The following is a 24,491-nucleotide window of genomic DNA, read 5'->3' as shown; positions in this document are numbered from 1 at the left end:
CCCGCCCCTCCAAGGCTCAAAAAGAGCCGCAGCTCAGCATGGCGGTCAGCCCCGCCCGCAAGGCCTTGTCTTCAGCGCCGGCCACATCGATCGCTCCGGCGGGACATTCCGCCGCACACACGCCGCACCCCTGGCAGACTCCCGGGTCCACCCGAGGGGGCCCCAGCCCGCGCACCTCGATGGCGCGGGCCTGGCAAACCGCCACGCAGCTCAAACACCGGCTGCAACGGCTCGGATCGATGGCGGCCACAAAGGCAGGCCGTTCCAGCTCCCCGGCCCTGAGGACGGCCAGCATCTTGGCGGCGGCCGCATCCCCTTGAACCATGGCCTCGGGGATCGTCTTGGGCGAATGGCACTGCCCGGCGATGAAGATCCCTTCCACGCTCGTTTCCACAGGGGCCAGTTTCACGTGTTTTTCCAAGAAAAAGCCGTCGCGGGTGAGCGGCACCCGAAGCAGGGCGGACAACGTCCGGTTCTCCGGCGAGGGCACGGTGGCGGAGCTCAAGACGAGAAGATCCACCCGGTCGTGAAGCCGCCGACCGGATCCCGGATCCCGCCAGCGGATATCCAGCGTGGATCGGCGCCCGAAACGCGTGGCCGCCACCTGCGGGGGATGGTCTTCCTCGTAGCGCAGGAATTGGATCCCCCTCTTCCTGGCCTCTTCATAAAGGAGCTCCGCCGTGCCGTAGGTGCGCACGTCCCGATACAAAATGGAGATGTGGACGTGGGGATGCCGTTCCTTGATCTCCAGCGCGTGGGAGACCGCCTGCTGGCAGCAGGAACGGCTGCAGTAAGGGCGCTCGTCGTTGCGGGATCCGACGCACTGGATCATGGCCACTCGCCCGGATCTGCCCAGGTCCAAGTCTCCCCGGGCCAATTGATCGGCCAACTCCGCCTGCGTGACAACGGCGGGATGGGTGCCGTAGCCGAAGAGCCCTTGGGGCTTGAGCGGCTGGGCTCCCACGGCGATCAGGACCACACCGGCCCGGTGATGCAGCCGGCGGCGGCCACTCTCTGGATCCGGAGACTGGACTTCCCATGTGAGGTCGAATCGGCCCAGGGATCCCGTGCAGGACAGCAGGCGGGCCCGGGTGAAAACCTGGATCCGGGGGTGCGTGCGAACCCGGCCGAGAAAATACCGGTAGAGCCGGTCCAGGTTGAGTTCGGGGCGGCAGCAGAGGGCGTGGCGTAGACGTCCTCCCAGCTGCTCCTCGGCTTCCACGATGAGGCATTCGTGGCCCGCATCGGCCACGTGGATGGCTGCGGTCAGTGCCGCAACGCTGCTTCCGAAAACGACCGCCGATTTGGCGATGGGCAGGTGTTGTACGGGCGCCGCCTGACTTGCCGTCACCTGGGCCACCACGCCCTCAATCAAGGCCTGGGCCTTGCGAAACGCCTCCTGCGGCCGTTCCTTGTGGACCCACGCACACTGTTCCCGAATGTTGGCCATCCTCACGTAGCCGGGCGGAAGCCCCGTCTTGGCAAGAACCGCCTGAAAGACACCCAGGTGGGTTCTGGGCGAACAGGAAGCGACCACCAGGCGGTTGAGTCTCTTTTGGATCGCCGTTTCAGCCATTCGGCGGGTGACGTCGGTGGAGCAGCTGAAGAGATTTTCTTCCGCATGGGCCACCCTGGGAAGGCGAGCCGCCCATTGGGCCAGCGACGCCGTGTCCAGCACGCCGGCGATGTTCGTTCCGCAGCGACAGATGAAGACACCGATCCGGATCTCCTGGTGCCCCCCGCCTTGTTCCGGCGTCCGGGAAGCGGCCCGCTCCGCTCCTTCTCGACCTTGTGCTTGTGGCTGGAGCGACGGCCCGTGATCGTGCCGGCTTACCGGCAGGCCGTTGAAACGGAGCCGCTTGGACGCGACGATGGCTGCGGCGCAGGCTTCTTGGACCGTGGTGGGAATGCTCTCGGGTCCCTTGATGGTTCCGCACACGTACACGCCGTCCCGGGGGGTGGACACGGAATGGTGTGCCTTGATGGCTGCAAAGCCCAGGGAATCTCTGGGAAGTCCCAGTCTGTCGGCCGTTTCCTGGGCTTCCGCCGACGGGCGCATGCCCATGGCCAGGACCACCAGGTCCGCTTTGGCAGTCCACGGACGGGCACCGTCGCTTCCCTGCAGTTGCAACCCACCGGAATCTCTCAGTGGAACAATCTCGCCCACCTTGCCTCGAACGATCCGAACCTTGTCCAAGGCCTGCACGCGGCGGAAGAAGGGTTCGCACTCGCGGCCGTGGGCTCGGATGTCCATGGCGCAGATGGTGACGGATTCCACATGGGGCATCCCGGCCAGGATCGCAGCATGCTTCAAGGTGGCCGAACAGCAGTAGCTGGAACAATAGGGGACTCCATGCACGGGATCCCGGGATCCCGCACACTGCACAAAGGCGATGTGCCGCGGTGGGCCGTCGAGCCCCGGTAGATCCAGGATGCCGCGCGTGGGCCCCGTGGAACTCAGATACCGTTCCAGGGCCACATTGGTGATCACCTGGGGCAGTTCCAGCCACTGGGGCGTGGCCAAGCTGTGGCGATCCAACAGGTCGAATCCGCCGGCCAGAATGACGGCGCCGGCCTCCAGCTCCAAGAAACGGGGCTTCTGGTCGAAGTCGATGGCCTGGGCGGGGCAGGCCTTGACGCACTTTTGGCACACACCGTGGGTGAAATGCAGGCAATGATCCGGGTCGATGGCGTGCACGCTGGGAACGGCCTGGGGATAAAGGGCCCGGATGGCCTTGGTGGTGCCCAGATGCACATTGAAGGGATCAGGGACCTTCACCGGGCATTTCCGATGACAGGTGCCGCATCCGATGCATCGGTTCGGATCCACGTATCCGGGTCTTTGTGTGATTCCCACGCGGAAGGAACCGGCACATCCGGTCACCACGTCGACGCGCGAGCGGACCAGCAGCGTGATGAGCGGGTGGCGGTTGATGGCGTAGAGGCGCGGGGACAGGATGCACATGGAACAGTCCAGGGTGGGATAGGTCTTATCCAACTGGGCCATGTGCCCGCCCAGGGCCAAATCCCTTTCCACCAGGACCACAGGATGGCCCAGGTCGGCCGCCTGGAGCGCCGCATGGATTCCCGCCACGCCGCCGCCCACCACCACGATGCGCTGATGTGCACCGGCGGATGGAAGATCGGTCCTGTTGAGACCCTCACCCATTCATCTCCCCCAGTGAGTGCTGAACCATGTCTTCGAATTCACAGGAATCGGAGGGATCCTGAGCCATGCAGCGTTCCAGCACGAGGATCCGCAATCGCCTCAGATGCCTCTCGCTCTGTTCGATCCGTTGCGCCGTGGCGGGATCCAGGTGCCCCGCCTCTACTGCCATCTGGCGGAGCACCCTGTCGATGTCGGCAAAGCGAACCCCCTGGGGGCAATGGAAGGAACACCGGTGGCATTGCATGCACAACCAGATGAGCCGCGATTGGAGAACCGTCTCCTTGAGTCCCATGCGCACCCACTGGACGATACGAGCGGGACTGAACTCCTGGTCCACGCTGCTCACCGGGCACGTGCCCGTGCAGATGCCGCACTGAAAACACAAAGACAGGGTATCGCCCCCGGGGCTGGCGCACACCTCGTCGGCAAAGCTCCTATCCCCCTTGTGGAGGTCCAGATCGAGCACCTGTTTTTCCATGATCGCTTCCGCTGTGTGCTGTGGTTAGGGTCATCACACCAAGACGATCGCCTGCGTGGGACAATGGTCCTGGCACTTGCTGCACTTGTCGGCCGCCTGCAACAGGCGCGTACACAAATTTTCATCGGCCAGGACAACCTGGCCGTTGACGACCCGCAGGGCCACCTTCTCGTCCGCAGCCGGACCTTTGCCCAATCGGCAGGCGGCGCTGTTGGCCAGGTTGTATTCGCAGACGATCACGCAAATGCCGCACCCGTTGCACCTGCTCACGTCGATGAGGTGCCCGGACTTGGCGCGCCGGGCCAGTGAAGCCAACAGCTCCTGCAAGGCCGCCGCCTTTTCCGCGTAGGCCGGCTCCTGCAGGACCGGGCATTCGGCCGTCGTGAGGTCTCCGGAAAGGAGGAAGCCGGCGAAGTCGGCACAGGTCATGCCGCACATCTGACAGTCCGTTTGGGGCAGACATTCCACAATCTTCTTCAGCACAGAACGTCCCCTTTCCACGGCCCGGCGAAGCGTTCAATGGTCCGAGCCCGCAGGCTCATACCGTCTTCGAGAAAGGCCAGATCGGCGTGGTGGGCCGATTCCGCCGGTTGGGGCCAAAAGCGCCCAGGGCGGGAAGGATCCAGGCCCCGATCGTCGCGATAGACCGTTCGGCCTCCGATGAAGAGCCGATGACAGCGGCTCAGGGCGTCGGCCCAGTCGGCCGGCGTGTCGTCGCAGGGTTCGGGATGGAGAGCGATGTTGGCGCGGGCGCCGGGCTTCAGGTGGCCCCGGTCCTGGAACCCGAGGGCCCGGGCGGGGTTGAGACGTGTGAGGCGAAACCAGCCTTCCACCCCCCAGGTTTCCACCACGGCCTCCACCAAGCCTCGCCAGTTGGCAATAAGGGCCAGGTTGGCATGTTGGCAGGACAGGGACGCCTGGTGGATCGTCCTATCCGTCACCCAGGAAAGGATGCGGGCCTCATTTCGGAAATCCTTGGGTTCCGTGACAACGGCTTGCAGCAGGAGCGGGGCTCCCACGTCCCAGCACCAGGGGCCCAGGGGGCCTTCCGGAGTCGTCCAGGTGAAGGCCAGACCTGGATCCGGCCAGGGGAGCCCCAGGTCGAAGGTGAAGGGGAGGGGACCCTGGTGCCCATGCGCCACATCATCGAAGGGGGACAGGTCCGAGCTGGACGCGAGCCGCTGCAGGTGCACGCCGGGAAATAGGCCCGGCATGTGGTCTTTTTCCATCTGGGCGGCCGGGATGACGAGCGGTCCGGGCATGCCCTCGAGAACTTCCTGGAAAAAGCGGAGGGCTTCGGCGGGCGATTTTTCCTTGAGCTTGTAGACCTCCAGCCGGTAGCGGATCCCCGGTTCCGGAAGAAAGAATCCGCGGCCTTGGAGCCGATTCGTCAGGCATGCAAGGGCCTGGCGGGCGCCGTCCGGATCCTTTTGTTGCACCCAGATCGCCAGATCGTAGACAGGCAGGGCGAGCCCGATGGAACGGTCCAAGGCCGGAATCCGCTCCCAGTCGCCGCGCACGGTTCTAAAAGAAACGGGCATGGCCCAGGGCTCATGGACATGGCCGTATCCCCTCTGGGCATAGCGTTCGGCCAGCGAAAAGGCGTCGGGGATCATCCCGGCGGCGCACAGCGTCCAGGCACCGGGAACGGCCATGTGGGCGCAAGGGTCCATGGCGGCGGCCGTGACCAGAAAACCGCGGGCGTCGATCTCCCGGTCCACCGATGGCGCCTCTTTCGGGTCCGCCACCCGTCCGTCCAGAAGGACCACGTCGGCGCGTTCCCCGTAACGGCCGCTTGCGGGGTCATAGAGGGTGCCGGATCGAAGCAGGATCGCCCCTTTGCTCATAAGCGCCTCACGGTCCCAAGCGAAGCCATTGTTGAAAGATCTCCACGTCCGAGGGCTGATCGGCGGTGCGGATGTGCTCCACGCACACCCCCACGCCGTCCATCCGAACGGCGTCCCCTGATGTGTCGATTCCCAGAAGTCCCACGTCCATCACCACTTGAGCCTCGGCCGTGGTCTGGGTTTCGTAGGTGGACACGGCCACCGTGGGAATGGACAGGCGCCCGATGGAGTCCTTCTGCTGTTCGGTCAAAAACCAAAAGCAGTCCCCCGAAACGGACAAAAGCACGTCCCCCGGTCTGGGTTCCCAGCGGCGCACGTCTCCCTCCAGGGACCATTCGGGACGGGACAGACCACCGCAGGTCACGAATTGGCGGATGAAGCCCAGGGTGTTGAAATCGGAAGCCAGGGGCATGAAGAAGGTGGGGGCCTGGCGATTCAGTTCCTCCACCCAGGAACACAGCTCTTCCAAAAGAGCGCCGCCCGCCTCGTTATGGGTCGTTCCCCGTCCCGCAAAGAACACCCGATACGAACTCTGTTCCAGTGCCTGGAGGACCTTCTTGACCTCCTTTGGAGAAACGCCGCTGGGCCGCGGGTCGGACCGCCCCTCCCAGGCGGCTCGAAGCCCCGCCACCAGCTCGGGCTCCTCTTCGGGGCGAACCACCAGCAGCGGGGTGATGCGTTCCATTTCCGTGTGCTGAATGTCCACAGTAAACGCGCGACGATCCTCCTGGCCCCGTTCCGTAAACCGGCCCCTTGGAAACAGGGCGTAGCGGGCCGGCAGCCGCGGGCAGCTCCTCAGGGGATTGGCTCCCCAAAAGAGCACGAAATCGGCTTGGTTCCGCACTTCCTCCAGGGTTGTCATGGGAACAGGGTGCTGGCCATAGATGTGCAAGGCCGTTTCCCACAGGGGGCCTTCGGAAGGAATCCAGAGAGTCGGCCGGCCGCGGCGCAGGTCCAGAAGGGCCGAAATGGCCTGCTGGGAGAGCTGGCAGAGTCCATAGACCACCACCCGGGAGGCCTTCGCCAGGATCTCCGTGGCGGCATCCAGGGCGCCTTCCAGGTGGGTAGGCGACCAGGAGGTTGCGCCCGTGCGGACGCGAGGGCCGCGGCATCGCTTCCTGGGAAGCCCTGCGCCATACTTCTTGTCACCCGTAAATCGCGCCAATCCCCACTGGCAGACGTTCGCCGCCTCAACCACCTGCCCGTCGCGCACGACCAGGTCGATGTCATCACAAAGGCACGCGCAGCCGCAACACACTTGGGATGTCAACCGTTGCTCACCCATGGTTCCTGCTTCGGTCGGTCCGTAATCCGTGATCCCTGTTCCAGGGCCGTCTTTGCCCGGACTCGGGACTGCTGACCCCACGGTAACGTCTTGCGCCGATGTGGTGCTCAACTCTGCGCTTCTTCTTTCCGCCGGGCCGCCAGGGCCCCCGTCTTGCGAAGCCAACGCGCGGCTTCCCCAGCGGCGGCACCGGCCTCCGTCACCGTCTGGGTGATGTCTCGCGGGCCGTGGCAGCTTCCGGCAAGGAAGACACCGGGGGTGGTGGCCGCCACCATGCCCCCCCAGTGGTGGGCTTCCTTATAAAACCCGTAGCGGTCCCAGTGCGGAGGCCGGCGCAGCACCCAATTTTCTTGGGCCTCGGCCGCTTCCAGACCGACGGCCAAAACGGCCAGATCCGCGCTCCATTGCTGGCGTCCTTCGCCGCCCGGCGCCTCGTAGTGGATCCGGAGGCGCCCATCGTCACCGCGTTCGATCCGATCCGGAAGGCTCTTGATGAACCGGATTCCCCTCTGCCGAGCCCGTACATAGAGGCCTTCGAAGTTTTTTCCCGTGGCCCGAACATCGTTGTAAAAGATGGTGACCTGGGCGGAGGGTTGGTGTTCCAGAACCAGCATGGCCTCCTTGATACTGGCCGTGCAGCAGTAGCCTGAGCAGTACGGCAGGTACCGTCTGTTCCGGGAGCCGGCGCACTGGATGAAGGCCACCGCGGCGGGCGAGTGGCCGCTGGGGGTGATGAGCCGTCCCTGGGTAGGCCCCGTGGAACAGACCAGGCGTTCAAATTCCAGGTTGGTGAGCACCTCCGGGTAATGGTTGTAACCGTAGGGGCCCAGCCGGGCGGCATCCAGGGGCTGGGCTCCCCGGGCCACAATGATCGCTCCCGCGTTCAGACGCCGTTTCTGGGGGGCCTCGGTCAGTCGGATCGCGTCCCGCTCGCACGCCTGCTCACACAGCCCGCAATCGATACAGTAATCCTTCTGGATGGCGGATCGCAAGGGAACCGCTTGTTCAAAGACGATTCCCACCGCCTTGGAAGGCCGAAGGCCGGCATTCCAGGGACTGGGAATGACCACCGGGCACACTTCGGTACAGGTCCCGCAGCCCGTGCACTTGTCCATGTCCACGTGGCGAGGCTGCTGCACGATCTCCACCAAAAAGTTCCCCGGGGTCCCGCTCACCCGCCTGACCCGGCTGGAAGGGATCACCGTGATGAGGGGGTGGGAGATGGTGTCCACCAGGCGGGGGCCCAGGATGCAAATGGAGCAATCCAATGTGGGGAAGGTCTTGTCCAGCTTGGCCATGAGCCCGCCCAAGGACAGATCCGCCTCCACCAGGGTCACGGGAATGCCTATGCCGGCCAGATCCAAGGCCGCCTGACACCCGCCCACACCCCCACCGATCACCACAACCCGTTGGGGGGGCTTGGCCCGAAACCTTTGGGGGAAAGGCCCGGATCCGTTGGGCAGGGGAGGGCGGCAGCTGGGCTGGGACCGCCCCGACCGGGAGTGCCAATGGGACTGAACCACGCCCGCCAAGGCGGTTTCGTCGGACACCTGCTTGAGGTCCAGGATCATCCATCGAGCCTGGGGGTTGTCTTGGAAGTAGAGATCCAGCACTTGACCCAAGAGGAAACCGGAACAGGCGCCCACCAAAACATCCACCGGGCTGCTGCGAAAGGCATGGAGATGTCCTTCCAGGGTGGAAAGGTCACAGAAGTGCTCCACCACCTGGGTGGGGACTCCCGAAGCGTTGAGCACGGACGCCGCCCGGGCCACATCCACGTGGGGGTGGCGTTCCGGGCATCGGCACAAGATGACCTTGGGTGCATTCATGCGTTACGCTCTCCCGGGATGCGAACTGGGAAAGGGTCCGAGAAAGGGCGGTTCGTCCTTTCCATCACCGTTTTCGCCTTGTCGTGCCGGGACGTTGTCCGGCAACAGCCAACATCCCTGAAACCATACGAAATGCGTGCTGTCTTCACTAGAAGCGCTCATCCCCAGTGTTTTCCTGGGGGCGTGTCCGAGAACGCCCAGATTGCTCCCGGCGGGCCCGTGCGGTCGGCCTGGCCAGGCCGCCGTGGGGGCGGGTTCCGAACCCGCCCCTACAAAGCTCAAGAAACATCACATGGCACAGTGGCATTGCATGTGCCAGAAAGGCGCAAAAGGCCAAGAGGCCATTGTCAGACAGCCTCGTGGGACGTCTCCTCCGTTTCCACAGCCTCTGCCAATCGGCGGATGGTCTCCTGGAAGACCGGGCCCTCCGTGGCCGAAATCCACTTCAAGGAGAAATGGTCCGGGTTGTGGCCTTTCTTGGCCAGCAGCCGCCGGATGCGCGGCACCCGGCTTTCGAAGCGCAAGTTGCCATTGATGTAGTGGCAGTCGCCGGGCGGATGACAACCCGCCACCAATACCCGGGCCGCTCCGCAACGAAAGGCGTGGAGAACCAGGCGCGAGCTCACCCGGCCGGAACAGGGAATCCGGACGATGCGCACGCGTTCCGGATAGGACAGCCGCGCCACGCCGGCCGCATCGGCACCGGCATAGGCGCACCAGTTGCAACAGAACGCCAGGATCTTTTCCTGGGGCCTTTCGGCCAGCGCCGCTTCCACGGCCGCCCGCAGCGCCGCGTCGGAATAGCCCAGATGGTCTGCAGCGCCCGTGGGGCAGCTCCCGGCACAGACGCCGCAGCCCTTGCAAGGGGCCGGCTCCACCCGCGCCTTCTGCTTCCCATCGGCCGTTTCGTAAAGCTCAATGGCCTGGTAGGGGCATTGGGATACGCAGGTGCCGCATCCCACGCACGTTTCCGGATCGATGTGCGCCACCATCCCATCCAGGCGCAGGACGTCCTGGTGCACCAGTTGAAAGGCCTTGGCGGCGGCCCCCACGGAGGAAGCCACCGATTCCCGCACGTCCTTGGGGCTCTGACAGGATCCGGCCAGAAAGACCCCTTCGATGGCCGTCTCCAAGGGATGCAGCTTGGGATGGGACTCCAGGAAGAAGCCGTCTTCGCTGGAGGCGATCCGGACCTGGCTTCTCAAGGTCTCCGCATCGCTCTGAGGTCGCAAACCCACCGACAGGACGAGACGATCCACATGGTTGTGGGTCACGAGCCCCAGAAAGTCGTCCGTGGCTTGGACCACCAGTCCGCCGTCTCCGTCCGGGGAAACCTCCAGTACCTGCCCGCGCTGGAAGAGGACGCCTCGGCGCCGGGCCTCCCGGTAGAGGTCTTCTTCCTGGTCCTTGTCGTAGAGGCGGATGTCCTGGTGGTAGACCGTCACCTCCATGCCCAGGGAGCGGAGGGCCAGGGCCTGCTTTAAGGTCACGGCGCAACAGATCCTGGAACAATGGGGGTAATCCGATGGCAGGCGGGATCCCACGCATTGCTGGAAGGCCACCCGGCGCACGCCGTCCAAAGGGGCGGGGCGCTTCGTGGGGGCTTCGGCGGCCTCCTTGAACATCCTTTCCAGTTCCACCGTGGTGAGAACCTGCTCCAGCGCCGCGTGGGGATAGCGTTCCTCTTCCGGGCGGTAGGGCTCGAATCCGGACGCCACCACCACAGCCCCCGTTTTCAGAACCGCTTCCTGGGAATGATGGCGCAACGTGGCCTGAAAGTTTCCCACGTAACCGGCCAAGCTCTCCAGGGTCCAGCCCAGGCGCACATCCACCAGGGGATGGAGCAAGGCTCGACTCACCAACGGGCGGATGAAACAGGCCAGGGGATCGGTGCCCGGCACCCCGATGCCCCAGTCCAGTGCGCGGCCTCCCAGGCGCTGTTCCCGTTCCAGCAGAACCACCGGAACACCGCAGTCGGCCAGTTCCAGCGCGGCGCTCAGCCCCGAGACGCCTCCCCCGATCACCAAGGCGTGGCGCGTGACGGGCACCAGCCGATCCTCCAGAGGGGTCGCCAGACGAAGTTTGGCCAATCCCATGCGGATCAGATCATAGGCCTTGGGCAAGGTCTCCCGGCCGCTGTGCACCCATGAGCAGTGCTCGCGGATGTTGGCCATTTCCAGTAGATAGGGATTGAGCCCTGCTTGGGTGATGGTGCGACGGAAGGTGGGTTCATGGAGGCGAGGAGAACAGGCGGCCACCAGGACCCGCTCCAGACCCCATTGGCGAATGTCGTCTTGGATCTCCTTTTGTCCCGGTTCGGCACAGCAAAACATGTTGGTCTTGACGAGCACCTGGTCTCCCAGATCCTGCTCCAGGCGCTCGCGCAAGGCCTCCACGTCCACGACACCGGCAATGTTGCGGCCGCAATGGCAGATATAGATCCCGATTCGACTCATGACATCCCCTCGAGGGTGTGTAGGACCATCCCCCGGCACCACTTCACGAGGCGCTCGCCAGAAGGCTTTGTTTCAATCGATCCCAAAGGGCACATTCCCTTTCTTGGATGAGGCAGATGTCTTCCCGTATCACTTGGATCGCATCCTGATCGCAGATATTGGCGCAGGCTCCGCATAGGGCGCATCGATCGCGCAGCAGGGTCACGTGGCCGTCCCGGCGTTCGATGACCTTTACCGGACAGATATCGATGCACAGGCTGCAGTCCGCGGGGCACTTGTGGGCATCCAGGCGCACCCGGCCGCGGAAGATCGGATGAACCTGGATGGACCCGTACTGGCACGTGTCCAGGCAGTGCATGCAGCGGAGGCATGCCCGGGGATCCGGCGCCGTTCCTTCCGGGGTGGCCTGGTACACTCCCCGGGGACACGTTTCCACGCAACGGAAACAGTACTTGGGGCACTCCTCCAGGCGGTTTTCCACCAGGCGGCGCTGCTGCCGACACCAGTGTTCGGTTTCCTCCGCCACGATCTCACATCGATGCGGGCACTGGTCCACGGCCACGTGCAGCTTGGGGGGTATGGGGGGCAGCCCTCCCGAGCCGCGGAGAAGCTCCTTCGGTTCGCCGTCGTAGCGCAGAGAAATGGCCTCCACCGGGCACACGTAGGCACAGACTTCGCAAAGCACGCAACGCCGCTCGTCCAGATGGACTTCCAGGCCGTCCTCGTCGGCCTCCACCCAGATGGCCTGGTGGGGGCACGTCACGGTGCACAAATCGCAATGGATGCATTGCGTGCGATCGATTTCCAAGGACAAAGTGTGGTGATAAAAGCGGAGGCTGTAGAGGATCCTGTGGGCGTCTTCTCGTTTCATGGCCTCTTGGGGGCAGCCGGCGGCGGTTGAAGTCTCATCGGCGACGTCTTTTTCTAGCACACAAACAGTTCTCATGGGAAGGGCGACCTGGAAGATTCCCGAGGCTTCGTTGGTGCTGGGGGCGATGATCCCGAAGGCCTATTCGCTTTCCTTCTCACACCAGCGGCCCACGGCTTCCACCCAGGCCTCCAGCTGGTCCCCATAGGCATCCAAGCGCACTTCCATTCCACAGGCCCTGCAGACGACTCGGGCGTTGGCTCACCGGCCTTGGATGCGGGCGTCGCCGCCGCAAAAGAGGCACGTCAATTGGAGAGGCACCGGGTCGTTGCTTTGGTGTGCGTCCATCCCGTTGATCCTCGCTCATGTTTGGCGCGGGCTGTCCTCAAACAGTCCAAACACCGCATAGCACCGGGGCGTAGCTTCGTGGGAGCTTCCCGAACAAAGGGCTTTCGAGCCTGTCCGAGAACGCCCAGGTTGCTCCCTGAGGGCCCGTGCTGTCGGCCCAACCTTCGGCGGTAGGGGCGGGTTCCGAACCCGCCCCAGCTACAAAGATCAAAAAACATCGCCTGGCACAGTTGAATTGCATTTGTCAGAAAGGCCAAGAGGCCCTTGTCAGACAGCCTGCTTCCATAAGGAGCCGAAGAAGAATCCGCTCTGTTTCGCATCCCCGGCGTTTCCGGCACGCGGGACGGCGCGCACCGAAGCCCGCCAAACGGCCTCAAAGATCTATTTGGACAGCGGCAAGTTCTAGATCACCACCAGGTCTTCCGGGGTGATATTGAGGGAATCCAGCCCGTCCCGGGTGACCACGTAGGTGTTTTCATAGCCCACGATACCCAGGCCTGGAAAGGCCCACTTGGGCTCGAAGGCCAGAGTCATTCCTTCCTGCAGCACCATCTTCTGACCGCGCGCGATGAAGGGAAGTTCGTCCACTTCCAAGCCCAGACCGTGGGCCAGAAAGGAAACCCCGCTGTCCTCGGGGCCCATGAAATGCCGGCGCTTGCCGGCCTTTTCCACCAGGGCCACGGCGGAATCGTAAAGCTCGCCTGTGACGGCGCCGGGCTTCGCGTTTTCCCGCAGCCACTGGTGAAGATCCCGGCACAATCGGTAGGTGTCTCGGAGGACAGGGTGGGGCGCCCCCAGGCTGAAGTTGCGCGTCTGATCGTTCAGGTAGCCGTGGTGGTTCATCATGGTGTCCACGCTGAGAAGATCGCCCCGTTTGAGAGATCGCCTGCCCGATCCCTGGCCGAAGGCGGGGCTGATGCCGGCACCTCCTGTGGGGGCGTCGGCGTAAGACGGCGTGGCCGCTTCCGGCCCGGAAAGGATGTGACCGAAAAAGATTTCCAGGTTGAAAGCCCGCACCCGTGAAAAGCCCAGATGCCCGTTGAGAAGCGCCACCCGCTGGAGCTCCGCCATGAGCTCCCATTCGCCCATGCCTTCCCGGGCAAGATCGGGAACGGCCTGAGCCACCGCATGGGAAATTCGAGCCGCCTCGCGCATCATGGAGATTTCCCAGGACGACTTGACCATTCGGATCTGTCGGATCAGTCCCCCCACGTCCACCAAGTGATCCTTGGGCAACAGCTTCTCATCGAAGAAAAAGAAGGTGGCGGCGGGAAGAACGTCCAGTTCCAGGCCCAAGGTGCGCGGCGCCGGGACGCCCACGGCTTCTTCCACCAGGCCGGGAAGTTCCTTGAGACTGCCGAGGGGAAGAATGGGACGCAGGGGGGACTGTTGTTGGGCGCGCTGCACATCCCGCCGAACGGCAAAGATGGGCTGGCCTTCGGCGGGAACGATCAGGTAGCCGTCCTGGACCGTCCCCGTGAAGTAGTAGAGGTCGGTGTTCTGGCGCAGGATGGCGGCGTGGACGCCAAGCTTTTTGAGACCTGCCTGAAAGGTCACAAGACGTCCGGCGATCTCTTCCGACGGAACGATCCGCATGGTCTCCTCCCTCAAGGTCCTGCTCATGGTCGCACTCGCCCCGTGTCTTGGGCGCCTTGACGAAACCTCAGGTCGTTCGGGGACTTCCCGCACACGATCCGGGCGGTCGGCGATCCGATTCGCAGCCCCGACCGCCCTTGCCGCAGACCGAGGCCTGATTCCCGATCGCGCCAGACGCATCGCCTTGAACGAATCATGGATCCCGGGCCTTCTCAATGAAGGATCGCAAGAGATCCACGGAAAGATCCGAAACGGCGGGAACCACCTGGTCGGCTTGCCCCAGGTCGTCTTGGGAAAACGAATGGGCCACCCCCACCACAAAAAGCCCAGCGGCTTTGGCGGCCTCGATCCCCGTGGGGGTGTCCTCGATCACCAGGCAGCCGTTCGGAGGGCCTGAAGAGGTCGTTGGCAGATCCCCCCGGTCCCTGAGCCGCTTGACGGCCAGGGTGTAGCTTTCCGGGTCGGGCTTGCTGTGGGCCACGTCATCCGCCGTTACCAGCACGGGGAAATACTCCTTCAGACCCAGGGTGTGGAGCATGAGTACAATCTCGTCTCTCACGGCTCCCGATGCGATGGCCAGGGGCAACCCCTCCCGGTGAAGGTCGCGCACCAGACGGTGGACGCCGGGAAAGGCTTGGAGGTCCTGGGAGACGAGACGCTTGAAGGCCGCCTGCTTTTCCTGGAGCAGACGCTCAAAGAGCTCCGGCGAAAGCGGGCGCCCGGCATCTTGGAAGACGGCCCGAAAGGCGTCCCGGTCGTCAAAGCCGATGTATCGCTCCGTGTACACAGCATAATCGTGCGTCAGGCCGAAGGGGGCCAGTACCTGCATGAAGGCCTTGTAATGGAGGGGTTCGGAATCCACCACCACGCCATCGAAATCGAAAATGACGGCCCGCAACGGATGCATTGGAGAGGGCACGTGGAAAGCTCCTTTTGTCCAAAAACTTGCATGGATTGGGAAAACAGTCCAAGAGCGTTCACCGGGGCCATGATACCAGAAGACGGGCATTTTGCAATTGAGCCCGGACGCGCCATCACGAGTAGGAAAAACGGCCGCTCTTGCAGCCCATCAGCTGTCCGGTTCCCATGGGTCGTAGGGGCACGGCGCCGCCGTGCCCCTACATCTCGGCCCGATTTCGCGATTTGAATTCTCATGCAGCCTTGTAGGGGCGGGTTCCGAACCCGCCCCTACAAGGCTGGCCAGGCCGACCGCACGGGTCCGCAGGTGGCAATCTGGTCGTTTTCGGACAGTCTCCCGGGGTGGGGGCGCATGGGTGGGGGGCTGCACCAGGGGAGGTGCAAGGATCGCTGGAAAAAGGGGCAGGGGGAGCGCCACTCGGCCCGTCTGCCCCGCGCTTGGATCACCAGATCTCTGCGCTCAGGCGGGATTCCAGCACGCTGCGTTCTTCTCCCGTGAGCGTTCCCAGGCGCTGTTCGAGCCAGGCGATGTCGCCCGAGAGGATGGCGCACCTTTCCGCCGTGGTGAGTCGCTCGGGCAGGGCCTTGGAGCCGTCCTGAAGGAGCGAGCGGGCCTTTTCATGGTCGTTGGCCGCCTGGGTGAGCACCCGCTCCACTTCATAGGGGTGGACGATGGGGTCGGCGCAGAAGGGATGATCTTTTCGAAGCCCCACGGCCTGTACCACCGCGTCGATGATCTGGCGGGGGGTGAAGGGCTTTTCCAGGTAGTTGGCGGCGCCCGATTTCATGGCGTCCACCGCCGAGTCCACGGAGCCGTATCCCGTGATGACGACGACCGGCACATGGGGCTTGGTCTGCTTGATCCGCTTGAGCACATGGAGGCCGTCCATCTCCGGCATGCGGATGTCCGTGAGGACCACGTCGTAGTTTCGGCGAAGCGCACGGTCCAGACCCTGACGTCCGTCCCGGGACAAATCCACGGAAAAGTTTTCTCCCCTCAAAATGGAGGCGATGGAATCCAACACAATGTGTTCATCGTCGATCACCAGTGCGTTCAACATAGCCCGTTCTCCTTTCTTTTCCGCCCGAAGGCGAAAGTGGGTTCCGATTGTCATGGGTGGAGGCGTTGCGGCCTCTCTTGGTGGCCGACCTTAGAAGCATGATGTGTGCCAAAATGCCGAACCACCTGGCCCGAGGCGCTGAAAAAATCTTTCACATCCCGGTGCCCGAAGGGGCCGAACCGCGGAAAGCCTGGCCCACACACCTGGTGGGAAGCGTGGTCAAAAAGGGCCTGGTGAAAGGGGGTGCGGGCGGGCGTCGGCTGTCCAGGGCCTGCAGATCGGAAGAGAAGGGGACGGGGGCGAGGCCCAAGGATGTGGGAAAACGCCACAGGAGGGCATCCCTAAAGGTCTGCCGTTCTGTGCAGCGGTCCATGGGGCGAGGCTCGGAGGGGAAGGTGTGGCGATGCACCACAGGGGTGGCGAAAGACCTCCATCCGGGCGGCCGGAGGGCTTCAGTCCGTATCTTTTGATCTTTTTGTGCAGCGTGGTCCGGTCGATTTCCAGGACCCGGGCGGTTTGGGAGATGTTCCACTGGAGGCGTTGCAGCATCTTGTGGATGTGGCGCTGTTCCACTTCCCGGAGGCTGAGCGGCTCGGGGTCCTGGTGCGGGCAGGAGGGCTCCCGCGGTTCTTCCGGAAAGGGAAGGTGCCAGTCTTCCAGGGTGGGACCGGCTTGCAGGGCCACGGCTCGAGCGATGGTGTTTTCCAGTTCGCGGACGTTACCCGGCCAGGAATAGGCCTGCATGCGCTCCACGGCGGCTGGGGAGATCCTTTGAAAGTCGCGCCCATACTCATCGCTGAACCGCTTCATGAAGGCGGCGGCCAACAGAGGCACGTCCTCGACCAGGTGGGAGGGGATCCCCGGTCCGGAATCCTCCACCAGAATCCGGGCGCTGGCCCCGGCCGTACCCCATGCGATGGAGATCCGGGCAGGGCGTTTCCCAGGGGTTTCCTGGACGGCCTCCACGGCGTTGGTCAGCAGCGCCCGCACCGCCCGAAGGAGCGGGCCGGGGCAGGCCAGGATCGTGGTCGGTTGGCGGGGAAGGTCCACATCCACCTGGAGCGGGGCGGGATCCAATGGGTCTGGTCGGGATAGGGACTCTTTCAAGGATCTTTCCACCAGAGCGGTCAGGTCCACCGCCTCCCGGGCCAAGGGGGTTTGGGGCAGGTAATCCAAGAGGGCCTTGGCCAAGGCTGCCCACCGTTGGGCGCTGGGTTCCAGCTGGGTTAACAATTCCAGAAACTCCGGGAGTACGGGGGGAACCATGGAGGTGGTCTTCCTGGAAGCCAGTTTGGAATAGGTGTCACGCCGGTGAGGGCGTTGTTGATTTCGTGCACCAGCGGCCGGGAGATGGCCATGTGGTGTTTCTGAAAAGTTGTGGTGGTTCCGCCTTTCATGGGATAATCTCCACCTATGGTGGATCCTTATCCCGTATGGGGCCGCCACGGCCGCACGATCGGCAGGGCCTTTTGTCCACGCAGCGGCGGGATGAAGTGGCCGTGGCGAGTTAGGAGAGATGCTTTCGTGAAGATCTTGGAAAAGACGCGCACCAAACTCATCGTGAGCTTTCTGGGGGTCTCCTTCCTGGTCGGCATGACGTCGCTCATCGTGGGGGCCCATCTACTGTACCAGGCCTATGTGAGCGAGGCTTCGGGACGTATCGAGACCGATCTCAATGCCGCCCGCCTCATGGTGGACGACCAGGTGCACCAGGTCCAGCTGGGGCTGGAAGCCGCCCTCGGGGACATGGGCTGGACCATGTCCGCCGATGACGAAAGACCGGTGCGGTTGTTGCGCCTGCTGGAAAACCTGGCGCAGAAGGCGGACTTGGATATGTGCGGGGTGGTGGATGTGCGCGGTCGCGTGGTGGCGCGGATCGGCCCCGACCCCTTTCCCGTGGCGACCGACTATACGGATCATCCCCTGGTGGGCCCGGTGCTCAGAAATGAACGGGCGGTGGCCGGGCCGGTGGTGATCCCTGTGGCCTGGCTTGCGGAAGAGAACCCCATGCTGGCCCATCGGGCACGGGTTCCCATCTTTTCGGCGGGAAAGGGCCGGCCTGGGGAAAACGGCCAGGCGTTCGTGGAAGAGGGGATGCTCCTGGCGGCGGCCGTTCCCGTCTTCCACGGTGACGCCCTTTGGGGGGTGGCCTATGGGGCCGTCCTGGTCAACGGCAATGCGGAGCTGATGGATCGCATTCGAGACACGGTCTTTCGCAGAGCCGAAGGCGGCCGGCCCCAGGGTACGGTGACCCTTTTTCTTGGCGATCTTCGCATCGCCACCAACGTGAGGCTGGCCGATGGAGGGCACGCTGAAGGAACCCGAGCCCAGGAGGACGTCTCCCGGCAGGTGCTGGAGGAAGGGCGATCTTGGGTGGGGCGTGCCTGGGTGGTGGGGGATTGGTTCATGACCTCCTATGAGCCCCTGACGGATGCCGCTACAGGGGACCGCATCGGCATGCTCTGTGTGGGTGTTCCCGAACGGCCTTACGTGGATGTGCGCAACAAGGCCTTGCTCACCTTCATGGCCATGAGCCTGTTGGGGATTAGCACGGCCATCGTGATGGGATCCATCCTGGAGCGTCGGATCATGTGGCCGGTGCATCAACTCATCAAGGCGGCCCGACAGGTCTCCCAAGGGGACCTGTCGCCCCAGATCGAGCCCGTGTCCCACTCCGAGCTGGGGGTGCTCCAGAAGACCTTCAAGGACATGCTGGCGTCCATTCGGGAGCGGGAAAACCGCCAGCGCCAGGAAACGGAAGACAAGCTCTTCTTGGCCCAGAAGCAGGCCAGCGTGGGGCGTTTGGCAGCCGGCGTGGCCCATGAAATCAACAACCCCCTGACGGGTGTGCTCACCTTCAGCCACCTGTTCATGGATCGCCAAGACCTGCCGGATGATGTGCGTGAGGGGCTCAAGACCATTGCCGACGCCACCGAACGGGTTCGAAAGATCGTCAAGGGCCTGTTGGACTTTTCCCGCCAGACGGCGCTGCATCCGGAGCCCACGGACCTCAATCGGCTCATTCTTTCCACCGTGGCTCTCATGGAGAACCAGGCTCTCATCAAAGGAGTGGAATTGAAGTGTCTGCTTGCCGAGTCCTTGCCCCCATTGGTGGTGGATCCGGAGCAGATGCGCGGGGTCTTCATGAACCTGTTGATCAACGCCCTGGATGCCACGGCAGCGGGCGGGACCATCACGGTGACAAGCCGCACGGAGAGCCGCCCGGACCAGGACGGCGGGGAAAGGCCGGGGGTGAGCGTCAGCGTGGTGGACACCGGTTGCGGGATCCCCGAAGAGCACATGGGAAAGCTCTTCGATCCCTTCTTCACCACCAAGCAGGTGGGGCAGGGAACGGGCCTGGGCTTGTCCGTGTCCTACGGGATCGTGGCGCGGCACGGCGGGCGGATATTCGTCAATACAGCGGTGGGCAGCGGAACGACCTTTACCGTGTGGCTGCCTCTTCAACGGGATGATGCGCGTGAGTGAAAAAGACTCGATCCTGGTGGTGGACGATGATCCCATCGTGCTCCAAAGCTGCCGGATGGTGTTGGAGACGGTGGGCTATGACGTGGTGCTGGCCGCCTCCGTGGACGAGGCGCTGGAAAGGCTTCCCGGCCGGAGCTTCCGGGCTCTGGTGCTGGATCTCAAAATGCCGCGCCGGGATGGGATGCATCTGGTGGGATGGGTTCTGGAGAATCGTCCGGATCTGCCCATTGTGATGATGACCGGCTTTTCCACGCCGGAAACCATCGAGGAAGGCTATCGCAAAGGCGCGTCGGTGCTGCTTGCCAAGCCCTTTACGCCGAAGGAGCTGCTGGCGGCGCTCAACACCGCCCTGGGCGGCCGATGAAATGGCGTGGAACATGGACAGGCTGGTGCCCCCGGCAGGATTCGAACCTGCGACACCAGGATTAGGAATCCTGTGCTCTATCCTCCTGAGCTACGGGGGCGGGAGTTGAAAAGCAGACCGTCCATAGCACAGCCTGGGGGTGGTGTCAATCGCGGCGGGAAGATGTCCAAGGCTGAGCGCCATCCATCGTTTCCTGGGCAAAAGCCCCATGTGCCAACACCTGGACCCGCACAACGCAGGATGCCACCGGCGCACCGATCCCTGGGGGCGTTTGTGGGTCTGCGACAGGGGGAGGCCACGTCAGGGGCTGGGCGCTAAGGGACCGGCTGAGGTATATTGTGAGCATTCTGGGTTGAAGCAGGCTGCAGGGGCAATGGCAGGCATCTTATGATGGTGTGAATGCAAGCAAAAGTGGTCCTGACATGGGGGCCGCCCCAGGATCCCCTTTTCCGGCGCTGTGCGTGGGGGATACCTGGAAGAGGCATGGAAGAGATGGATTGGAGATCTCCGGAAGAGGAACGGGCGTCGAGGGCCAAGATCCAAGCGGAGCCCCTTCGCGCATTCGTTAAGGAAGTCCTTGCGCGCCATCCGTCCTTCGCTTCAAATCCACTGGGCGACTGGAAAGATCTGGTGGGGGAGCACGTGGCCCGGCACACGGTGCCACGATCCCTCAAGAATGGACGCCTCGTGATCGTGGCCCGGGACGGTGTGTGGAAGCACCACCTGGAAATCAATAAGGAGGCTCTGCGCGAAAGAATCAACGCCTTGTGGAAAAAGGAGGTGGTCCGGCAGATCGCGGTGCGAGTGGGCGAGGTGGAAGAGCTGAATCCCGAGCTGGACGCGAACTATCGGCGTCTTCAGAAGATCAAGTCGAAGAAGGTGCCCCGCAGACGGAAAAAGCCCACGTTGCGTCCCCTGACCCCTGAGGAAAAGAAACTGCTGGCATCGCTTTCAGACCCGGAACTGAAAAAGATGGGCGAGCGCTTGCTCCGGCTCACCCCCGCCGAGGCCGACTCCGCCAAGACGTGACGAACCGTTCCAAGGCCGCAGGCGCTCATGAAAAGAGCGTCGTCCAGGCTTGCCACCCAGCGACTCTTCACCTCCGAAGGGTGTCTGACAATGGCCCCTTGGCCTTTCTGACAAATGCGATGCAACTGTGCCAAGTGATGTTTTTTGAGCCTTGGTGGGGCGGGTTCGGAACCCGCCCCACCAAGGCTGTCTGAGGATTCAAAAAGCACCACGGGGCCAGTGAAATTTCAACTGGTCAGAAAGCCACAAAAAGGCGAAAGGCCATTTTCGGACACGCTCCTCAGGGGGCTTTTCCGGCTCCGTGGAAGTGGCCGTGGATCCTTTCCGCCAGGCGGCGCGGCATGCCGGGCACCCGGGCCAGTTCTTCCAATCCCGCACGGCGAATGGCTTCCACATCGCCGAAGTGCTTGAGCAGGGTCTGCCTTCGCTTGGGGCCCACGCCGGGGATCTGGTCCAACTCGGAGGAGAGGAGCTCCTTTTGGTGGCGCCGCTGATAGCCGGAGATGGCGTAGCGGTGCGCCTCGTCGCGGATCCTTTGCAGGAGATGGAGCACCTCCGGATGGCGGGTCAAGAAGAGGGGGTCTTTTCTCCCCGGCAGGTAAACCTTTTCGTAGAGGCCTCGGCCCTCTTGGCCCAGGTCCTTCTGCCTTTCCTTGGCAAAGGCCGCCACGGGGAGTTGCTCCCTCCAGCCCTTTTCATCCAGAAGGGCCAGGATTCGATTGAGCTGGCTCTTGCCGCCGTCGAGCAAGAGCAGATCCAGGCGCCGGGCCAGCGCTCTTTCCTTTTCCAGGAGGCGCTCCACCGTTTCGGCCATCATGGCCGGATCATCCGGTTCCGTCTTGGTCCGGATCCGGAACCGGCGATAGTCTGCGTAGCGCGGTTGCCCCTTGAAGAAGACCACCACCGATCCCACGGCGTGGCGTCCCTGGAGGTTCGAGATGTCCACGCAAGCGATGGTGTGGGGGATGCGGGGCAGATGAAGGCGGGCCTGAAGGCGTGTGAGCAGGGCGTGGGCGGCTTCGGGTGCGGCCGTGCGGGCCTTGGCCCGCTCCATGGCGTTGCGCTGGGCCAGGTCCAAGAGGGCGCGGCGGCTTCCCCGTTGAGCCGCCCAGATCCGAACCTTGCGGCCCGAAAGATCTGAGAGCCATTCGCTCAGGACCTGATGTCCGGCGGGCAGGGACGGAACCAGGATCTCGCGGGGGATGAGTCTTCCCTCGGCGTAGAACTGCTGAAGAAAGGTTTCCAGAAGTTCTTCCGGCTGTTCCTCCACCTGTCGGAAGGAATAATCCCGCTGTCCCACGATGGCTCCATGACGGACGAAGAGAACGGCTATGTGGGCGGAATCGTTCTGAAGGTGAAGCCCCAGCACGTCTTGGTCCACCATGCGCTCGGAGACCACCACTTGGGCCTCCAGCATCTCTTCCACCGCCTGGAGGCGATCCCTGTAGAGAGCGGCGCGCTCAAAGTCCAGGGCCTCGGCGGCTTCCTGCATGCTTTTGCGGATCTGTTTCTGCAGCCGATCCGTCTTTCCCCGCAGGAAGAGGATCACCTCGTCCACCATCCGCCGGTATTCCTGTTCCGTGACCTTTCCCGCGCAGGCTCCCAGGCATCGCCCGAGAGAATAGTTGAGACACGGCCGTTTTCTGGCCAGGAGCTTCTTGGACTTGCACTGACGCAGAGGAAAGATGCGGTTGAGCACCTTGAGAGTCTCCCGCAGGGAATGGGCGGAGTGGTAGGGGCCGAAATAGAGAGCTCCATCCTTCTGAAAGCGGCGCACGATTTGAAGCCTGGGAAAGGGCTCCCGAAGGTCGATCTTCAGGGCGGGATAATTCTTGTCGTCCCGAAGGATCACGTTGTAACGGGGCCGGTGCCGCTTGATGAGGCTGGACTCCAGAAGGAGGGCCTCCTTTTCCGTTCGGGTCACCACGAAGTCCAGCCGGGAGGCCCGGCGCACCAGGGCCTGGGTCTTGAGGGGCAGGGAGTGTTGGGGGCGGAAGTAGCTGGCCACGCGCTTGCGCAGGTCGCGGGCCTTGCCCACGTAGAGCACCTGTCCGGTGGAGGCCTTGAAAAGGTAGACACCGGGCAGATGGGGAAAGGTCTCAAGGTCCACCTGGAGGGGCTGTTCCGGGCTGTCGTCCTCCCCGCGGTGTTCCGACTCCAGGGTCCGAGGCTCTTTCCGGGTACTTTCGATTTCCTCTTCCTGCTTCACTTTCATGAGATCCGAAACTTCATTTCTACAGACCGGGTGGGCATCTTGGTTCCCGTGCCACGCCGTTGTGCCAGGATGAAGAAGGCCCCCGCGCCGTTTCCTCACGGCCTTTCCCGTCGGGCCGTCGGGTGGCTTCTCGACCACGATCCTATAACACTTCGGTGCCAATCCGAGAAGGGCGACCGACCCGGGAGCAGCTGCGGGCGTTTAGCGTGAGCGGAGGCGGCCTGAAGGTGGGTTTGAAGGCAGGGGCGAAAAGACTGGACAGGCGAAAGCTTTTTTGCTAGAAGGGCTCCGTCGGTCGGGACGTGGCTCAGTTTGGTAGAGCGCTGCGTTCGGGACGCAGAGGTCGCTGGTTCAAATCCAGTCGTCCCGACCAGAGAATGGGAAAAAAGCCGCCCTGAAACGGGGCGGCTTTTTTGTTGTGCCCGGGCCGTAGATGGTGGATGCACGCGCCGGTATCTTTTGATGCGTCCAGGATCTGCCTTACCTTCCGGGCCAGATCCGCCGTGGAGGAGAAGGGGACCTTGCCCGCTACCTTCGGGGCCATGCCGCGCTCGATGTCCGCCGCTTTCAGCAGCCCGAAGTGCCGCGGCGGATCTTCCGATCGGTCATGAAGGGGGCCCCATCGATGGACTCGAAGGCTGTCCGGTTTGAGATAAAGGGTTATGGCGGCCACCGCGGCCGGGCAACTTGTCCGAGAACGCGGGGGACGGGCGTTTTTTCGTGGCCCGGTCCTTTGGGTCTGCGTTAGAAGTTCGGAGGTGGCACGGGGCGGCGGGTGCTGTCCGCCACTTCCTGTACCCACGCTTTTTGCGAATGTATCAGCGGGTGGACGGGCCATGGGACAATTGATCGTTTCTGTGGGCTGGAATGGCATGGCGTTGGCCGCCGACGGTCGCGCCGTGAGGGTCCACCAAGATGGCCAAAAGGAGGTGGTGGCCGTCCGGAGACTCTATCCGCTGGGGACGCACGGCGTGCTGTTGGTGGCCGGGGGGCCGATGGCGGTGGGGCGTGTGAGGAGGCGGGTTGAAGGGGCCCGTGGGCAGGACGTGCAAGGCCTGAAAGATGTGGTGGGCGCCGCACTGCTTGAGGCGGCACAGGGCGGGGAGGTGTTCCGACGCGAAGAAGAGGTGAACGGCCCCTTGATCGTTGTTCTGGCCGGATGGGATGTGGGCGGGGAACGTGACGGTCTGAGCGCGTGTGCTGTCTCATGGTCGGAGACGGGGCTCACGTGGGAGCCCATCCTGGATGCGTGGATGTTTCCGCGAAGAAGGGTGCAGGAAGCTCGCCTGAAAAGGATGGCACGCCGAAATCCGTCCGCCCAGGAGATGCTCCAGGAGATGCGCCTGATCCTGCACAACCTGACCTGGCTCAGGCAAGAGGTTGGCCCTCCCCATGCCTACGGGTTGCTGACCCGCGAAGGTTTCAATGGCCTTGGCTGAGGGCGTCGCGCTGCACGTATTGACCTTGGTGGACTTCTTGGCATAAAACAACCCAAAAGCGCATCCTTTGGCTAAGCGATGGTACATTCCGAATCCGAACGTC

The 24,491-nt window shown here is 63.5% G+C and carries 17 protein-coding genes and 2 tRNA genes; 5 read left to right on the top strand and 14 right to left on the bottom strand.

What is annotated here, in order from left to right; genetic code table 11:
- Positions 1–16 precede the first annotated feature (16 nt).
- The 12 genes from B9A12_RS04705 to B9A12_RS04650 all read right to left on the bottom strand — a co-directional run bounded on the left by B9A12_RS04705 (position 17) and on the right by B9A12_RS04650 (position 17,121).
- Positions 17–3,169: an FAD-dependent oxidoreductase gene (locus tag B9A12_RS04705; RefSeq protein ID WP_084056725.1), complete on the bottom strand. Its 3,153-nt coding sequence runs from the start codon at positions 3,167–3,169 to the stop codon at positions 17–19.
- Positions 3,162–3,647: a 4Fe-4S dicluster domain-containing protein gene (locus B9A12_RS04700; protein ID WP_084056724.1), complete on the bottom strand. Its 486-nt coding sequence runs from the start codon at positions 3,645–3,647 to the stop codon at positions 3,162–3,164. Before B9A12_RS04700 ends, B9A12_RS04705 begins: the two co-directional genes overlap by 8 nt.
- A gap of 33 nt (positions 3,648–3,680) precedes the next feature.
- On the bottom strand, positions 3,681–4,130 hold the full coding sequence (locus B9A12_RS04695) for a 4Fe-4S binding protein (protein ID WP_084056723.1): 450 nt from the start codon (positions 4,128–4,130) through the stop codon (positions 3,681–3,683).
- Positions 4,124–5,494, bottom strand: coding sequence for an amidohydrolase family protein (locus B9A12_RS04690; RefSeq protein ID WP_084056722.1), 1,371 nt, complete (start codon positions 5,492–5,494; stop codon positions 4,124–4,126). The genes B9A12_RS04695 and B9A12_RS04690 overlap by 7 nt, the downstream gene beginning before the upstream one ends.
- A 7-nt stretch (positions 5,495–5,501) precedes the next feature.
- On the bottom strand, positions 5,502–6,779 hold the full coding sequence (locus tag B9A12_RS04685) for a hypothetical protein (RefSeq protein WP_084056721.1): 1,278 nt from the start codon (positions 6,777–6,779) through the stop codon (positions 5,502–5,504).
- Positions 6,780–6,886: 107 nt separating this feature from the next.
- Entirely contained in the window at positions 6,887–8,608 is a 1,722-nt protein-coding gene (locus B9A12_RS04680) for a 4Fe-4S binding protein (RefSeq protein ID WP_084056720.1), read from the bottom strand.
- A gap of 347 nt (positions 8,609–8,955) precedes the next feature.
- The gene (locus B9A12_RS17760) at positions 8,956–11,064 is read right to left on the bottom strand and encodes a hydrogenase iron-sulfur subunit (RefSeq protein ID WP_084056719.1); all 2,109 of its coding nucleotides are present in this window, start codon (positions 11,062–11,064) and stop codon (positions 8,956–8,958) included.
- A gap of 43 nt (positions 11,065–11,107) precedes the next feature.
- On the bottom strand, positions 11,108–11,935 hold the full coding sequence (locus tag B9A12_RS04670; RefSeq protein WP_170920349.1) for a 4Fe-4S binding protein: 828 nt from the start codon (positions 11,933–11,935) through the stop codon (positions 11,108–11,110).
- A 747-nt stretch (positions 11,936–12,682) separates the two neighbouring features.
- Positions 12,683–13,876 carry a M24 family metallopeptidase gene (locus B9A12_RS04665; protein ID WP_170920348.1) on the bottom strand — a complete coding sequence of 398 codons (1,194 nt, stop codon included), beginning with the start codon at positions 13,874–13,876 and terminating at the stop codon, positions 12,683–12,685.
- A 193-nt stretch (positions 13,877–14,069) separates the two neighbouring features.
- On the bottom strand, positions 14,070–14,795 hold the full coding sequence (locus B9A12_RS04660) for an HAD family hydrolase (protein WP_170920347.1): 726 nt from the start codon (positions 14,793–14,795) through the stop codon (positions 14,070–14,072).
- Between the two features lie 442 nt (positions 14,796–15,237).
- Entirely contained in the window at positions 15,238–15,855 is a 618-nt protein-coding gene (locus B9A12_RS04655) for a response regulator (RefSeq protein ID WP_170920346.1), read from the bottom strand.
- Between the two features lie 219 nt (positions 15,856–16,074).
- Positions 16,075–17,121, bottom strand: a complete 1,047-nt coding sequence (locus B9A12_RS04650; protein WP_084056714.1) for an AAA-type ATPase lid domain-containing protein — start codon at positions 17,119–17,121, stop codon at positions 16,075–16,077.
- 258 nt (positions 17,122–17,379) lie between these two features.
- On the opposite strand from B9A12_RS04650, the gene B9A12_RS04645 reads away from it, so the two are divergent.
- Together B9A12_RS04645 and B9A12_RS04640 are read left to right on the top strand one after the other, a co-directional pair.
- Positions 17,380–19,341 (top strand): sensor histidine kinase, encoded by a 1,962-nt coding sequence (locus B9A12_RS04645; RefSeq protein WP_170920345.1) that lies wholly within the window; start codon positions 17,380–17,382, stop codon positions 19,339–19,341.
- Complete coding sequence (locus B9A12_RS04640; protein WP_170920344.1) at positions 19,334–19,705, top strand: response regulator; 372 nt, start codon at positions 19,334–19,336, stop codon at positions 19,703–19,705. The genes B9A12_RS04645 and B9A12_RS04640 overlap by 8 nt, the downstream gene beginning before the upstream one ends.
- Positions 19,706–19,728: 23 nt before the next feature.
- On the opposite strand, the gene B9A12_RS04635 is transcribed toward B9A12_RS04640, so the two are convergent.
- Positions 19,729–19,805, bottom strand: a tRNA-Arg gene (locus B9A12_RS04635).
- A 383-nt stretch (positions 19,806–20,188) separates the two neighbouring features.
- On the opposite strand from B9A12_RS04635, the gene B9A12_RS04630 reads away from it, so the two are divergent.
- The gene (locus B9A12_RS04630; RefSeq protein WP_170920343.1) at positions 20,189–20,734 is read left to right on the top strand and encodes a DciA family protein; all 546 of its coding nucleotides are present in this window, start codon (positions 20,189–20,191) and stop codon (positions 20,732–20,734) included.
- Between the two features lie 280 nt (positions 20,735–21,014).
- Here B9A12_RS04630 and uvrC read toward each other — a convergent pair whose 3' ends face one another.
- Positions 21,015–22,949 carry an excinuclease ABC subunit UvrC gene (gene uvrC / locus B9A12_RS04625; protein ID WP_084056710.1) on the bottom strand — a complete coding sequence of 645 codons (1,935 nt, stop codon included), beginning with the start codon at positions 22,947–22,949 and terminating at the stop codon, positions 21,015–21,017.
- A gap of 296 nt (positions 22,950–23,245) precedes the next feature.
- Between uvrC and B9A12_RS04620 the strand changes: the two genes are divergently transcribed.
- Together B9A12_RS04620 and B9A12_RS16640 are read left to right on the top strand one after the other, a co-directional pair.
- Positions 23,246–23,322 (top strand) — tRNA-Pro (locus tag B9A12_RS04620).
- Positions 23,323–23,785: 463 nt separating this feature from the next.
- A complete protein-coding gene (locus B9A12_RS16640; RefSeq protein WP_139796488.1) occupies positions 23,786–24,388 on the top strand; it encodes a hypothetical protein in 603 nt (200 codons plus the stop codon).
- Positions 24,389–24,491: the final 103 nt, after the last annotated feature.

The sequence above is a fragment of the Desulfacinum hydrothermale DSM 13146 genome (genome assembly GCF_900176285.1).
GTDB lineage: Bacteria > Desulfobacterota > Syntrophobacteria > Syntrophobacterales > DSM-9756 > Desulfacinum > Desulfacinum hydrothermale.
The sequence above is the reverse complement of the archived record's forward strand: the minus strand, read 5'-3'. Positions and strand labels throughout refer to the sequence as shown.